14 protein-coding genes are annotated in these 14,574 nt (G+C 60.5%); 5 read left to right on the top strand and 9 right to left on the bottom strand.

Features of this window, described 5'->3' with window-relative positions:
* Nucleotides 1-127 precede the first annotated feature (127 nt).
* The 3 genes from MD273_RS02960 to MD273_RS02950 all read right to left on the bottom strand — a co-directional run bounded on the left by MD273_RS02960 (nucleotide 128) and on the right by MD273_RS02950 (nucleotide 2,782).
* Nucleotides 128-862 carry a DUF481 domain-containing protein gene (locus MD273_RS02960; RefSeq protein ID WP_239036275.1) on the bottom strand — a complete coding sequence of 245 codons (735 nt, stop codon included), beginning with the start codon at nucleotides 860-862 and terminating at the stop codon, nucleotides 128-130.
* A 22-nt stretch (nucleotides 863-884) separates the two neighbouring features.
* Entirely contained in the window at nucleotides 885-1,904 is a 1,020-nt protein-coding gene (gene trhO / locus MD273_RS02955) for an oxygen-dependent tRNA uridine(34) hydroxylase TrhO (RefSeq protein WP_239036274.1), read from the bottom strand.
* 149 nt (nucleotides 1,905-2,053) lie between these two features.
* Nucleotides 2,054-2,782, bottom strand: a complete 729-nt coding sequence (locus MD273_RS02950; RefSeq protein WP_239036273.1) for a DsbA family protein — start codon at nucleotides 2,780-2,782, stop codon at nucleotides 2,054-2,056.
* Between the two features lie 126 nt (nucleotides 2,783-2,908).
* Here MD273_RS02950 and MD273_RS02945 point away from each other — a divergent pair, with 126 nt between their 5' ends.
* Both MD273_RS02945 and MD273_RS02940 read left to right on the top strand, forming a co-directional pair.
* Complete coding sequence (locus tag MD273_RS02945; RefSeq protein ID WP_239036272.1) at nucleotides 2,909-3,874, top strand: NAD(P)H-dependent flavin oxidoreductase; 966 nt, start codon at nucleotides 2,909-2,911, stop codon at nucleotides 3,872-3,874.
* Between the two features lie 158 nt (nucleotides 3,875-4,032).
* On the top strand, nucleotides 4,033-4,209 hold the full coding sequence (locus MD273_RS02940) for a DUF6435 family protein (protein WP_239036271.1): 177 nt from the start codon (nucleotides 4,033-4,035) through the stop codon (nucleotides 4,207-4,209).
* 187 nt (nucleotides 4,210-4,396) lie between these two features.
* On the opposite strand, the gene MD273_RS02935 is transcribed toward MD273_RS02940, so the two are convergent.
* The 6 genes from MD273_RS02935 to tkt form a co-directional block, all read right to left on the bottom strand.
* Complete coding sequence (locus MD273_RS02935) at nucleotides 4,397-4,741, bottom strand: chaperone modulator CbpM (RefSeq protein ID WP_239036270.1); 345 nt, start codon at nucleotides 4,739-4,741, stop codon at nucleotides 4,397-4,399.
* 13 nt (nucleotides 4,742-4,754) lie between these two features.
* Nucleotides 4,755-5,726, bottom strand: a complete 972-nt coding sequence (locus MD273_RS02930) for a DnaJ C-terminal domain-containing protein (protein WP_239036269.1) — start codon at nucleotides 5,724-5,726, stop codon at nucleotides 4,755-4,757.
* A gap of 175 nt (nucleotides 5,727-5,901) precedes the next feature.
* The gene (gene fba / locus MD273_RS02925; protein WP_239036268.1) at nucleotides 5,902-6,966 is read right to left on the bottom strand and encodes a class II fructose-bisphosphate aldolase; all 1,065 of its coding nucleotides are present in this window, start codon (nucleotides 6,964-6,966) and stop codon (nucleotides 5,902-5,904) included.
* Nucleotides 6,967-7,286: 320 nt separating this feature from the next.
* Nucleotides 7,287-8,447, bottom strand: a complete 1,161-nt coding sequence (locus MD273_RS02920; RefSeq protein WP_239036267.1) for a phosphoglycerate kinase — start codon at nucleotides 8,445-8,447, stop codon at nucleotides 7,287-7,289.
* A 138-nt stretch (nucleotides 8,448-8,585) separates the two neighbouring features.
* Nucleotides 8,586-9,638, bottom strand: coding sequence for a type I glyceraldehyde-3-phosphate dehydrogenase (locus tag MD273_RS02915; RefSeq protein ID WP_239036266.1), 1,053 nt, complete (start codon nucleotides 9,636-9,638; stop codon nucleotides 8,586-8,588).
* Entirely contained in the window at nucleotides 9,638-11,638 is a 2,001-nt protein-coding gene (tkt, locus tag MD273_RS02910; RefSeq protein ID WP_239036265.1) for a transketolase, read from the bottom strand. The genes MD273_RS02915 and tkt overlap by 1 nt, the downstream gene beginning before the upstream one ends.
* Between tkt and MD273_RS02905 the strand changes: the two genes are divergently transcribed.
* From MD273_RS02905 to metK, 3 genes are all read left to right on the top strand, one after another.
* The gene (locus MD273_RS02905) at nucleotides 11,638-11,847 is read left to right on the top strand and encodes a hypothetical protein (protein ID WP_239036264.1); all 210 of its coding nucleotides are present in this window, start codon (nucleotides 11,638-11,640) and stop codon (nucleotides 11,845-11,847) included. The two genes, tkt and MD273_RS02905, sit on opposite strands and share 1 nt — an antisense overlap.
* 29 nt (nucleotides 11,848-11,876) lie before the next feature.
* Nucleotides 11,877-12,878 carry an ArsR/SmtB family transcription factor gene (locus MD273_RS02900; protein WP_239036263.1) on the top strand — a complete coding sequence of 334 codons (1,002 nt, stop codon included), beginning with the start codon at nucleotides 11,877-11,879 and terminating at the stop codon, nucleotides 12,876-12,878.
* A 151-nt stretch (nucleotides 12,879-13,029) separates the two neighbouring features.
* Nucleotides 13,030-14,241: a methionine adenosyltransferase gene (gene metK, locus MD273_RS02895; protein ID WP_239036262.1), complete on the top strand. Its 1,212-nt coding sequence runs from the start codon at nucleotides 13,030-13,032 to the stop codon at nucleotides 14,239-14,241.
* Nucleotides 14,242-14,574: the final 333 nt, after the last annotated feature.

Below are 14,574 nucleotides of genomic sequence, written 5' to 3'. Positions count from 1 at the left end.
GAAGAAAGCATTCTTCTGACCCCGGAGCAAGGCGCAGGCAAAAGGGGTCTGATGAAATCCTTCATCTGACCCCAGTTTTGATAAAGAAGGGGTCAGAAGAAGGCGTTCTTCTGACCCCGGGTTCACGTCAAAATCCGTACAACAACGACAGCGACGTCTCCGTATCCGTACTCTCCGCCCCCTCCGGCGGGTCGGAGACGTGCTTGGCCCGGAAGGCCACTTTCATCGACAGGTTTCCCACCACAGTCGACTGAAGCGAGGTTTCCGATTCACTGACTGTGTTGTTGTCGTCAAGGCCGATCTCGGTGCTCAGCTTCTGGCGAAACAGCGAGTTCTCGGACAAGGCGTAGTCAAAATGTCCGGCCAGGCGGGCGATGGCCTCTTCCTCGGCGCGGTTGCCTTCGGAATCCGGGGTTTTCAGCCTGTTGTACCGGTAACCGGCACCCGCCGAGAGATCCAGGAAGGAACGTTCCCCGGATTCCCAGACCCGGTGGCCGTAGCCGGTGGTGGCGGTGGATTCGAAATCGTAGCCGGAGAAGCGGTCGTCTTCGTAGGAGCCACGCAGGAACCAGTACTGACGCTCTGCAAACTTGTAGTCAGTCTGGGCCGATGCCTTGTACTCCTCGGCGGTGGTTTCACCTTCGGCTTTGGAATACTTGGAGCTCAACTCGCCGGAGTTCCGCCACTTCTCGATTTCATGGGTCAGCGCCAGTCGGCCATTGGCATTGGTTTCTTCGGAGTTGCCCGAAGTCACCAGCACCCCCAGTTCCGCCTCGCCTTTCCAGTCGGCGGCATCCTGTGCCTGCACGAACGGCGCAAGCGCCAACAAGCTGGTCACTGCGACTGCGTGTCTGAAACCCATGAATCCTCCTGTCAGTTGAATATCAGGCGCCCGTGGTCTTACGAACCTTTTCCCCTTCCAGACTCTTTCGCGCCTGCGCTTCACGCTCGGCTTTCTTGCGGGCCTTGCGTTCGGCAATGATGCGGGCAGCTTCGCCACCTACATGCACCTCGCCACGCTCCTGGGCAAGACGCATCTGGCGCTCGCGCTCTTTGAACCGGGCTTTCTGCTCTTCGGTCAATGAGTCGATACACTGGTGGCAGCTGACACCCTGCTCGTACTCGGGGCGCTGCTTGTCGTCCTCGGTAATCGGGCGACGGCAGGCATGGCACTGATCGTACTCGCCGCGCTCAAGCCGGTGGTTCACCGTGACCCGGTCATCAAAGACAAAGCATTCACCCTGCCAGAGACTCTGTTCTTCGGGTACGTCCTCCAGGTACTTCAGGATGCCGCCTTTGAGGTGATACACCTCATCAAAGCCCTGTTCCTTGAGGTAGGCGGTGGATTTCTCGCAACGGATGCCGCCGGTGCAGAACATGGCCACCTTTTTGTGCTTGGAAGGATCCAGGTTTTCCTTCACGTATTCCGGGAACTCGCGGAACGTATCGGTAGACGGGTTGACGGCGTTCTTGAAGGTGCCGATTTCCACCTCATACTGGTTGCGGGTGTCGATCAGCAGCACGTCCGGATCGGAAATCAGGTCATTCCACTCTTTCGGATCGACATAAGTGCCGACCACCCGCTTCGGGTCGATGCCTTCCACGCCCATGGTGACGATCTCTTTCTTGAGCTTCACCTTGGTGCGCTTGAACGGCTGGATGTCCACAAAGGATTCCTTGTAGTCGATGCCGTCGAAACGCTCGTCACTGGCGATCCAGGCCTTGACGGCGTCGATGCCTTCACGGCTGCCGGCGATGGTGCCGTTGATGCCTTCGCGGGCCAGCAGCAGGGTGCCGTGGACATCTTTTTCGAGCATCAGGTCCAGCAGAGGCTGGCGGAGCTCTTTGTAATCGTTCAGGACTGCGAACTTGTAGAGTGCGCAGACAACAACATCATTGCTCATGGTTATCTCCTGCGGGCCGGATCGTAAATCCGGAGCATGGGTTCGGTTCAATCGCGGGTTTCGCGAGGGCGCAAAGTTTAACCAACCTGGAGCACTTCGCAAGTCAGGGGTGGCCGCAGAGCTCTGCCCGCCTGCCTGTTGGCTACGTTTCAGTTGTCGCCAGCATTCAATTCACGCTCAACCACGGCAGAGAGCTGGCCCCAGCCGGGCCGGGTCAGTTTGATGTTGTCTACATACACCGTCGGCGTTCCCATCGCCCGCATCTGCACAGCCACCTGTCGGCTCTGCTCGACATCCTCGCGGTACAGCTGCGATTCCATGCAGTTCTGGAAACGGCGCTCGTTCAAGCCGAGGTCACCGGCATACCGGGTGAAGGTTGCCTCCGGATCGTTCGATCCGCTCCACTCGGTCTGGGAGGCAAAAAGTTTGTCGTGCATCTGCCAGTAAGCGTCCTGAACACCGGCGCAGCGGGCGGCCAGTGCCGCAGGCATGGCGTTTTGATGCTGTTGCAGCGGCAGATCGAAATAGACAAAGCGGACCTGACCCGATTCAACGTACTCCTGTTTCAAGCGCTGGGTAGCCTCGGAGAAGCGCGCGCAGGCCGGGCACTGATAGTCGGCGAACTCCCGGACCACAACCGGAGCGTTTTCATCACCGACGGAGACGCCGTACTCGTCCAGATGTGACGGGAACGGTTGGGCATCGGGTGCCGCCGTAGGCAAATCATCAGAGGTTGGCTGTGGTGCCGCAGTCAGCAAATACAGACCAACGACGACGGCGATGGCAATAACAACGACACTACCGATGATGGCAACCCGGATGCCGGACCTGTGGGGAGATGGTGCTCCGGTTTGCTTGCGACGCTTCGCTTCACCCATGTCAGGGCTCCCTTTTCGTTTTTGAGTGTTCCGATCCAATGGGCCGTCCGTCGTTTCCACGGAGGCCGAGGCACGCTAAGATCCTTTATATCCTACAAAAGTTCCGATAAAAATTAAGGAAATGCCATGCCATTGCCCTCCTCGCTTGCCGATTCGCTGTCCCTGCCCCTTGTGGCGGCTCCCATGTTCCTCATTTCCGGCCCGGAGCTGGCTCTGGCTTGCTGCAAACAAGGTATCGTGGGGAGCTTTCCGGCACTGAACCAGCGCACCAGCGAGGGCTTCGAACAGTGGCTGGTGCAGATGCACGAAGAACTTGGCCGCTTTGGCAGGGACAACCCGACAACAAAGGTGGCCCCCTGGGCAGTGAACCTCATTGTCCATCGCAGCAACCCGCGCTGGCAGGAAGATCTGGAACTGTGCGTGAAGCACAAGGTGCCGATAGTGATCACCTCCCTGGGGGCAGCCAGCCAGGTGGTGGATGCTGTGCACAGTTATGGCGGGCTGGTGTTCCACGATGTCACCAACCAGAAGCATGCCCGCAAGGCGGCCGAAGCCGGTGTGGATGGCATCATCGCCGTGGCGGCCGGCGCCGGGGGCCATGCGGGAACCATCAATCCGTTTGTACTGGTCCATGAAATCCGGGAGGTATTCGACGGCACCATCCTGCTTGCCGGTGGCCTCTCCCATGGCGAGGACATCCTCGCGGCCCAGGCACTGGGCGCAGATCTGGCCTATGTGGGCACCCGGTTCATCAACACCACGGAATCGCAGGCCGAAGACGCCTACCGGAATATGATCATCGAGGCCGTGTCGGCCGATATCGTTCACACCCCGGCCGTCTCCGGCGTGCCCGCCAGCTTCATGCGCCAGAGCCTGGAGGCGGCGGGTTATGACATGGACAAACTCAGCCAGGCTGGCGACATCAATTACGGTGAGAAGCTGAAGCCGGTAGATGATGAGGCCAAGGCCTGGAAGACCGTCTGGTCCGCCGGTCAGGGGGTGAGTCAGATCCACGATGTGCTCGGGGTCGCGGAGCTTGTGGAGCGGCTGGCCCGGGAATATCGCGACGCTCGCAACCGGGTTTGCGGCTAAAGGGCCTAAGCCGGGGATGGCCGCCAGCTTGGGGTTGGCCGGGTCGGGGGGATAGCCATCAAGTTGGGGTCAGAAGAAGGCTTTCTTCTGACCCCTGTTTGTGAACCATTCCCCGCACCGGGCGTACCCTTCTCAGGTACAACTGATCGGGGAAAATGATGCTGGGATTCCTGAAGAGTGATCCGAAAAAGAAACTGAAGAAAGCCTACGAGGACAAGCTGGCCAAGGCGCTTCATGCGCAGCGCAATGGGGATTTACGGACCCATGGGACGCTGATGGAGGAGGCGGAGAAGATTTACGCGGAGTTGCAGGCTCTGGAGAAGGACGGGAAATAGGCGGGTGAAGATGGGGTCAGATGAACGCCTTCATCTGACCCCGGAGGTTGACCGGCCCCGGAAATAGCCGCCAGATTGGGGTCAGAAGAACGCTTTCTTCTGACCCCTGGGGTTCATCGGGCTCGGGCGTTAGCCGCCAAGTCGGGGTCTGAAGAAAGCCTTCTTCTGACCCCTTTCTCAGGCTACCTCACTCTCCCAGCAGGTGCCGCAACTGCCGATTCAACCGATCCACCTCCCGGCGCATTTCCTGAACTTCGTCCAGCAGGTCCAGGGACATGGCCAGGCCCGGCAAGTTGATCTTGAGGTCGCGCTGAAGCCGCATGGCCTTGTGCAGGCGGCTCAGTGCGGCAACATCGAACTGCCACTGGGCTGTCTCCGGAACATCTTCAATCGGCGTGATGACGCCGTAATTCACCAGTTTGATGACGAACTCGGCGTGGCAGTCACCCCGCTCGCAAATCTCGCGCAGGGTAAAGGTACCGCCTTCGGAATCCACCACTTCCACGGTCAGAATCTGATCTTGCCTGGTCATTCCCTACTCCCGCTCAGACATGGAGCTTGCTGCGTGGGTTGAAGTTCTTCTCGGCCTCGGCCAGCTGCTCGTAGAGCTTTTCCGCCTCGGGCGTATGCTTTTCGGGCATGGCCACCTGCAGGACCACAATCTGGTCGCCCGGATGCTTGCCGGGGAAGCCCTTGCCCTTGAGCCGCAGCTTGCGGCCGCTGGTGGAGCCTTTCGGCACCTTCACATTGACCTTCGAGCCGACAGTGGGAACAGTCACAGTGGCTCCCAGTGCCGCCTCCCAGGGAGCCACCGGCACCGTGATCAGCACATCACGCCCTTCCACTGTGAAATGGGGGTGCGGCGCAAACTCGATCTCGATGAACAGATCCCCGGGCTCACCTCCACCAATTCCGGGTGAACCCTGGCCCTTCAGGCGAATATGCTGGCCTTCACGCATGCCGGCGGGGATCTTCACCTTCAGGGTCTTTTGTCGAGGGATCACGCGGCCGTGTTCGTCCGCCTCGTGCACGGTGAACGACACCTGCTTCTCGCAGCCATGAAACGCTTCCTCCAGGAACAGGGCGAGCCGGGCATTCACGTCTTCACCACGCATGCGCATGTTCTGACGGAACCCGCCACCGCCAAAGCCACCGGAGAACCCACCCCGGCGGCCGCCGCCGAAGATCTCCTCGAAGAAGTCGCTGAACTGGCTGGCATCGGCATCCGTGAAGCCACCACCGCCAAAGCCGGAAGCACTCTGCCAGCCGGGTGGTGGTTCAAACGAACCATCGCCCCGGGCGCCGTATTTGCGCAACTGGTCGTATTCGGCCCGCTTCTCCGGGTCTTTCAGGACTTCATAGGCCTCGCCGACGTCCTTGAACTTTTCGTCGGCTTTCTCTTCCTTGCTGACATCCGGATGGTACTTCCGCGCCAGCTTGCGGTAGGCCTTCTTGATTTCCTCGGGGGTGGCAGACTCACTCACACCGAGTACGGCGTAATAGTCTTTGAATTCCATTACGGTCCTCACCACTGGTTAATCGTTCTGAGCTTTTGCTCGTTTGCTAACCACTATATTTGATGAGGTTCGGGAAATTACAAGGGCGGGCTGGTACTTACTTGAGGCAGGTCAGGGCCGGAGCCCCGATCAGTCCCCGCAACCGTCAGGCAGCGGGGACGATCGGCTCGAGGGCTTACTTGATCTTCGGATCCAGCTCGCCAGCCGCATACCGCTCGAACATACGCTCGAGGTTGATCGGATTGATCTTGCTGGCGTTGCCGGCGGTACCGAAGGCTTCATAGCGGGCCACGCAGACTTCAGTCATGGCCTTCATGGTTTCCTTCAGGTATTTACGCGGGTCGAACTCGGCGGTGTTCTGGGCCAGGAAGCGACGGACCGCGCCGGTAGAGGCCAGGCGGAGGTCGGTGTCGATGTTGACCTTGCGCACGCCGTGCTTGATGCCTTCGACGATTTCCTCAACCGGTACGCCGTAGGTTTCCGGGATCTCACCACCGTATTCGTTGATGATCTGCAGCCACTCCTGGGGAACGGAGCTGGAGCCGTGCATGACCAGGTGGGTGTCCGGGATCCGGGCGTGGATCTCCTTGATACGGTCGATGGCCAGGATGTCGCCGGTGGGCGGACGGGTGAACTTGTAGGCGCCGTGGCTGGTGCCGATGGCGATGGCCAGGGCGTCCACGTGGGTCTTCTTGACGAAGTCCGCGGCTTCTTCCGGGTCGGTCAGCATCTGGCTGTGGTCCAGGGTACCTTCGGCGCCGATGCCGTCTTCTTCGCCGGCCTGGCCGGTTTCCAGAGAGCCCAGGCAACCCAGCTCACCTTCTACGGAAACACCACAGGCGTGGGCCATTTCAACGGTGCGACGAGTGACGTCGACGTTGTATTCGTAGTCGGTCGGGGTCTTGCCGTCTTCACCCAGGGAGCCGTCCATCATGACGGAGCTGAAGCCCAGCTGGATGGAGCGCTGGCACACGGCGGGGCTGGTGCCGTGGTCCTGGTGCATGACGACCGGGATGTGCGGGAATTCCTCGATCGCAGCCAGGATCAGGTGGCGCAGGAACGGCGCGCCGGCGTATTTGCGGGCACCTGCGGAGGCCTGGACGATAACCGGGGAGTCGGTCTTGTCAGCAGCTTCCATGATAGCGCGCATCTGCTCGAGGTTGTTTACGTTAAAGGCTGGCACACCGTAACCGTGCTCGGCGGCGTGGTCCAGAAGTTGCCGCATCGAAATCAGGGCCATGGGTTGTCTCCTTCGTTGGATTTAGGATGTTTGAATTCTGTTTTGCTTCAGACTCTTGTCTCAGGACTTGGGAGTCTGCTGCGGAGGGTGAGGCAGGTCCTTCGTGGAACCGCTACGAGCACCCCTCGCGGGGTCCGGCCAGCAATCACAGATTGCTGTCGTTCGGCTGCGCATGAAGCTCCGCTTCAAAAACGCTTGCCTTACCCATGTGCGCTTCTCTCAGGCCTTCCCTGGCCTTCGAGATTCCACGAAGGACCTGCCTCACCCTCCTTGCGATTCTGACTTTGTTGCTGGCGTCGCTCAGAATCTATGTTCTTGCCTTACACGCCACGCTCTTCCAGTACTGCTACTGCCGGCAGTGTCTTGCCTTCCACGAATTCCAGGAACGCGCCTCCGCCGGTGGAGATGTATGAAATTTTGTCAGCAACGCCGTACTTGTCAACGGCGGCGACGGTGTCACCACCGCCGGCCAGGGAGAAGGCGTCGCTCTGGGCGATGGCTTCGGCCAGGGCCTTGGTGCCGTTGCCGAACTGGTCGAACTCGAAGACGCCGACCGGGCCGTTCCAGAGGATGGTTTTGGCGTTCTTCAGCAGCTCGGCAAATTTGCCAGCGGTTTCAGGGCCAACGTCCAGGATCATGTCCTCTTCGGTAACATCAGCGATCTTCTTGGTCGTCGCGGGGGCGTTTTCGCCGAATTCCGGGGCGACGACTACGTCAACCGGCAGCGGGATTTCTACGCGGGAGGCTATGTCCTTAGCCGTGTCGATCAGGTCGTGTTCGCACAGGGACTTGCCGACCGGGTTTCCGGCTGCGGCCAGGAAGGTGTTGGCGATGCCGCCGCCAACGATGATCTGGTCGCAGACTTTTTCCAGGGCGTTGAGGACGTCCAGCTTGGTGGAGACCTTGGAACCGCCGACGATGGCCACGACCGGTTTGGCCGGGTTGTCGAGGGCCTTGCCGAGGGCTTCGAGTTCGGCGGCCAGCAGAGGCCCCGCACAGGATTCAGGGGCGTATTTGGCGACGCCGTGGGTGGAGGCCTGGGCGCGGTGGGCGGTGCCGAAGGCGTCCATGACGTAGACGTCGCACAGGGCGGCGTACTTTTTGGACAGTTCTTCGTCGTCTTTCTTCTCACCCTTGTTGAAGCGGACGTTCTCGAACAGGACGACTTCGCCGTCGGCTACGTCTACGCCGTTCAGGTAATCCTTGATCAGGCGCACTTCCTGGCCGAGGACCCGGGTCAGGTGGTCGGCGACCGGCTTCATGGAGGAGGCCTCGTCATAGACACCCTCTTCCGGGCGACCCAGGTGGGACATCAGCATGACTTTGGCGCCGGCGTCTTTCGCTGCCTTGATGGTCGGCAGGGAGGCGCGGATGCGGGCGTCGCTGGTTACCTTGCCGTCTTTGACCGGCACGTTGAGGTCTTCGCGGATCAGGACCCGCTTGCCGGCGAGGTCCAGGTCAGTCATTTTCTTGATGGCCATGTGTTCGTCCTTAAATTTTGCGGTTGTTCAGTGAACTTGGGGTCAGATGAAAGTCTTCATCAGACCCCTGATATAGCGCAGAGCCTGGTCAGTGGCCCCGGGGTCAGATGAAAGCCTTCATCTGACCCCATTTTCAGATCAACTCCCGGGGGCAGCCCCATTTTCGGCCTTGCTCAGCCAACGCTGGCTGACATCCAGCATCCGGTTGGCAAATCCCCACTCGTTATCGAACCAGCACAACACTTTCACCATGGTGCCGCCGGTTACCCTCGTCTGGCCGCCGTCGACAATGCCGGAGTGGGCATCGTGGTTGAAGTCGGAGCTGGCCAGCAGTTCGTCGGTGTAGCCGAGGATACCTTTTAACGGGCCCCCTGCGGTGCTCTCTAACAACATGTTAACGGCTTCGACCGATGTGGCGGTGCCCACATTAACGACCATATCGATTGCCGAGACATTCAGGGTAGGTACGCGCATGGCCACGGAGCTGAACCTGCCTTCCATATGAGGCAGGAGGCGTTCGATTCCGCGGGCCAGGCCCGTCTCCACCGGCACGATGTTGTGCAGGGCGCTGCGGGTGCGGCGGAGGTCCTGATGGTGGTAGGCGTCGATTACCGGTTGGTCATTCATGGCGGCGTGGATAGTGGTGGTGCTCCCCTGCTCCACGCCGAAGGCGTCATCCAGTACCTTGATCAACGGCACCAGGCAATTGGTGGTGCAGGAGCCTGCGGCAACGATCACATCTTCGCCGGTCAGCTCGCCGTCATTGATTCCGAATACTACGGTGCGGTCGACATCCGACTCCGCGGGCTGGGAGAACAGCAGCCGTTGCGCGCCGGCATCGATGTGTTTCTGGGCCGTTCCCCGGTCCGAATAGGATCCGGAGCATTCCAGCACCAGATCGACATCGAGCAAACGCCAGGGCAGATCAGCAGGGTCCGGGTGGCGCAACACGCGGATGCGATCGCCGTCGACGATCAGGTTATCCCCCTCAACCGCAATTCCCCCGCGGAAACGGCCGTGGGTCGAGTCGTAGCGGGTCAGATGGGCGATGGTATCGATATCCGACAACTCGTTGATCGCGACCACCTGAAGGTGGTCGCGATAGCCATTTTCATAGAGCGCCCGCAACACGCACTGGCCGATCCGGCCGTATCCGTTGATGGCGATCCGAAAAGGCTTTGAGTTGCTCATCAGGCGTCCAGCAGTTCGTCAGCGACTTCCAGGATGTTGTCGACGGTGAAGCCGAATTCCTTGAACAGCTCGCCGGCCGGTGCGGACTCGCCGAAGGTGGTCATGCCCACGACACGACCGTCGAGGCCAACGTACTTGTACCAGTAGTCGGCAATGCCGGCTTCAACGGCGATGCGGTTGGTGACTTCCAGCGGCAGCACCTGCTGCTTGTACTCGGCGCTCTGGGCGTCGAACACGTCGGTGGACGGCATGGAGACGACACGGACGGCTTTGCCCTGCTCGCGCAGCTTGGCGGCAGCGTCCTGGGCCAGGCCCACTTCGCCGCCGGTGGCGATCAGGATCAGCTCCGGCGCGCCTTCGCTGTCGGACAGGATGTAGCCACCCCGGGCCACGTTGGCCAGCTGCTCGGCGGTCCGGTCCTGATGCGGCAGACCCTGACGGGAGAAGACCATGGCGGTCGGTCCGTCGTTGCGCTCCAGTGCGGCTTTCCAGGCCACTGCCGATTCCACGGTATCAGCCGGGCGCCAGGTGCTCATGTTCGGAGTGGTGCGCAGGCTGGCCAGCTGCTCGACCGGCTGGTGGGTCGGGCCGTCTTCGCCGAGACCGATAGAGTCGTGGGTAAATACGAAAATGGAGCGCTGCTTCATCAATGCCGCCATGCGCACTGCGTTGCGGCAGTATTCCATGAAGATCAGGAAGGTGGCGCCGTAGGGCACGAAACCGCCGTGCAGGGCGATGCCGTTCATGATCGCCGCCATACCGAACTCACGCACCCCGTAATAGATGTAGTTGCCGGAGGCGTCTTCCTTGGTGAGTCCCTTGGTGCCGCTCCAGATGGTCAGGTTGGAACCGGCCAGGTCGGCAGAGCCGCCCATCAGTTCCGGCAGCAGCGGGCCGTAGGCATTCAGGGTGTTCTGGGAAGCCTTGCGGGAGGCGACAGTCTCGCCCTTGTCCTGGCATTCCTGAATGTAGGCCTGGGCCTTCTCGGCGAAGTCCGCAGGCAGATCGCCGGCCATGCGGCGCTTGAATTCGGCGGCCAGTTCCGGCTCGGCCTTCTCATAGGCCGCGAACTTCTCTTCCCAAGCTGCCTGCGCCGCTGCGCCCTTTTCTTTGGCGTTCCAGGCAGCGTAGATGTCTTCCGGCACCTCGAACGGGCCATGCTCCCAACCCAGCTGCTCACGGGTCAGGGAGATTTCATCATCACCCAGCGGCGCGCCGTGACAGCTTTCCTTGCCCTGCTTGTTCGGCGAGCCGAAACCGATGATGGTCTTGCAGCAGATCAGCGTAGGCTGCTCGGTGTTGGCGCGGCCTGCCTCGATAGCGGCACGGATGGCTTCGGCATCGTGGCCGTCCACGTTCGGGATCACCTGCCAGCCGTAGGACTCGAAACGCTGCGGGGTGTTGTCGGTGAACCAGCCTTCCACTTCACCGTCGATGGAGATGCCATTGTCATCGTAGAAGAAGATCAGCTTGCCCAGGCCCAGGGTGCCGGCCAGAGAGCAGACTTCGTGGGAAATGCCTTCCATCAGGCAGCCATCACCCAGGAATGCGTAGGTGTGGTGATCAACGATGTCATGACCCGGACGGTTGAACTGCGCCGCCAGGGACTTCTCGGCAATCGCAAAACCGACGGCATTGGCGATGCCCTGGCCCAGCGGGCCGGTGGTGGTCTCGATGCCCGGCGTATAGCCATATTCCGGGTGCCCCGGAGTCTTGGAGTGAAGCTGACGGAAATTCTTCAGGTCATCGATGGAAACGTCATACCCGCTCAGGTGCAGCAGAGAATACTGCAGCATGGAACCGTGACCGTTGGACAGCACGAAGCGGTCACGGTTGGCCCAATGCGGGTTGGCCGGGTTGTGGGTGAGGTAATCGTTCCACAGCACCTCGGCGATATCCGCCATACCCATGGGCGCACCCGGGTGGCCGGACTTGGCTTTCTGAACCGCATCCATGCTCAGCGCGCGAATGGCGTTGGCGAGATCTTTACGAGACGGCATTGACGTTTCTCCAGTGTTTTGCAGGAAAAGAATTCGTGGTGATTCAAAGGGCGATCAAAAATAAGGCGCGTATTTTCGCCGATTACTGTGTGCCGGGGCAAATCAGCCTGCTTCCTTTTCACGATTGTTTGCCTGTGGATTCCCGAAACAGCCTGATTTCAAAGCCTGATAAATCTATATCAAATTTTTTTGATATGGCTATTGAATGACCAGCCGAACCCACCTAAACTTCGCAACCATGACTTCATTGAATGCACATGCGAATCCAATGGCCTCGGTTGACGCCCTGGCCCCGATCTTCAAGGCCAGCGGCGACCCGCTCCGCCTGGAGATCCTGCGTGTGCTGCGCCGGGACACCTTTGGTGTGCTGGAGCTGAGCCAGATGTTCGACATGCGCCAGTCCGGCATGAGCCATCACCTGAAAGTGATGCACAAGGCCGGGTTGCTCGAGCCGCAGCGGGAGGGCAATGCCATTTTCTACCGCCGCCCCCTGCACCTGGACAGCGACAAGCTCACCGATCAGACCATCCGGCAGATTTTCGAGACGGTGGACCTTGTGCCGCTGGCCGACCACCTGCAGGAGAAAATCGACGCGATCCGCGAACAGCGGGCCGATCAGTCCCAGGCGTTCTTCTCCCGGCACTCGGAGCAGTTCCGGGAACAGCAGGAACTGATTGCAGCCTTCGATCTGTACGCCGAGCCCACGGCCGAACTGATCCGCAAGAGGACCGGCAAGCAGGACTGGCAAACGGCACTGGAGATCGGCCCGGGTGAAGGCGCTTTTCTGCCGGTGCTCTCGGGCCTGTTCGAACACGTAGTGGCCCTGGACAACAGCCGGGACATGCTCGCGAAGGCCGCTCGCACCTGCATAGACGAGCGACTGAACAACGTGGATCTGATCGAGGGTGTGACCGATACCCTGCTGGCCCGGGGGGACTCCTTCGATCTGGTGGTAGCCAACATGGTGCTGCACCACGTGCCCAGCCCGGCGGACATCTTCCTGGATGCCGCGGCGCTGATGAACAACGGCGGCTGCTTTGTAATCAGCGATCTGTGCAGCCACGACCAGGACTGGGCCAAGGAAAACTGTGGCGACCTCTGGTTGGGCTTCGAGCCCGAGGAACTGACCAGCTGGGCAGCAGATGCCGACCTGGTAGCCGGCGAGCAGCTGTTTATCGGCCTGCGCAACGGCTTCCAGGTACAGGTGCGGGAATTCTGGAAAACCTCCAGACCGGCCTGAGGGAATAGCCAAACCGGAATATCAAAAAAATTTGATATGGGCGTAGGTAGTTTTACGTATGCCCTGACAACCATCAACAACCAGGCAGCCGGCACCGGTCATGTTTGACCCCCGGCACGAATTTCAAGCGCTCACAGAGGAGCAAACACCTATGTCTGACTACAACATCTTTACCTCCGAATCGGTCTCCGAAGGCCATCCGGACAAACTGGCGGACCAGATCTCCGATGCCGTGCTGGATGCCATCCTGACCGAAGACAAACACGCCCGCGTGGCCTGTGAAACCATGGTCAAGACCGGCGTTGCCATCATCGGCGGCGAAATCACCACCAGTGCCTGGGTCGACCTGGAGGACCTGGTTCGCGGCGTGATCAACGACATCGGTTACACCTCCTCTGACGTTGGCTACGACGGCAGCACCTGCGGCGTGATCAACATCATCGGCAAGCAGTCCGTGGACATTGCCCAGGGCGTTGACCGCCAGAAGCCGGAAGACCAGGGCGCAGGCGACCAGGGCCTGATGTTCGGCTTCGCCAGCAATGAGACCGACGTACTCATGCCGGCCCCGATCACCTACTCCCACCGACTGGTACAGCGCCAGGCCGAAGCCCGCAAGAGCGGCCTGCTGCCATGGCTGCGCCCGGACGCCAAGAGCCAGGTGACCTGCCGCTACGAAGACGGCAAGGTTGCCGGCATCGACGCCGTGGTCCTGTCCACCCAGCACGACCCGGACGTCAGCCAGGAAGACCTGAAAGAAGCGGTGATGGAACTGATCGTCAAGCACGCCCTGCCGGCAGAGCTGCTGCACAAGGACACCCAGTTCCACATCAACCCGACCGGCAAGTTCGTTATCGGCGGCCCGGTAGGTGACTGTGGCCTGACCGGCCGGAAGATCATCGTGGACACATACGGCGGCATGGCCCGTCACGGTGGGGGCGCGTTCTCCGGCAAGGATCCGTCCAAGGTGGACCGTTCCGCGGCCTACGCCGGTCGTTACGTGGCCAAGAACATCGTCGCCGCCGGCCTGGCCGACAAGTGCGAGATCCAGGTCTCTTACGCCATCGGTGTCGCGGAGCCGACTTCGATCTCCCTGAACACCTTCGGTACCGGCAAGATCAGCGACGACAAGATCATCGAGCTGGTCCGTCAGAACTTCGACCTGCGTCCGTATGCCATCACCCGCATGCTGGACCTGCTACACCCGATGTACCGGGCGACTGCAGCCTACGGTCACTTCGGTCGCGATCCGTTCGAGATGACCGTCGGCGGCGACACCTTCACCGCGTTCCCGTGGGAGAAGACCGACCGCGCCGAGGCGCTTCGGGATGCTTCCGGGGTTGAGAGTGCCGGGTCTGGCCTCTGAGTTTTATTGGAGTAGCCCGCCACCTTTCGGGGTGGCGGCGCTGAGGTCAGTCCTTCGTGGACACGCTACGAGCACATCCATGTGCGCTTGTTTCGGGCCGTCCATGGCCCTCAACAGTCCACGAAGGACTGACCTCATCACCGCCGATGATAAACGGCGAGGGCTTATCAGGCATTGACGTACACCGCTGTTACTAAAGCTGCGACGCCAGAGCACAGAAGCCCAAATTGTTTTACAAGGCGTATTGCTGACGGCATGCGCATGAAGGTCAATCGAGGTGGTGGGGGATGTCTTCCCCGGAATGTTGAAGGCCAAGGATGGCCTGAAACAAGC

Source organism: Marinobacter sp. C7, from assembly GCF_022343555.1.
Lineage (GTDB): Bacteria > Pseudomonadota > Gammaproteobacteria > Pseudomonadales > Oleiphilaceae > Marinobacter.
Note: the sequence above shows the minus strand (reverse complement) of the source record. Positions and strands in the feature narration are given on the sequence as shown.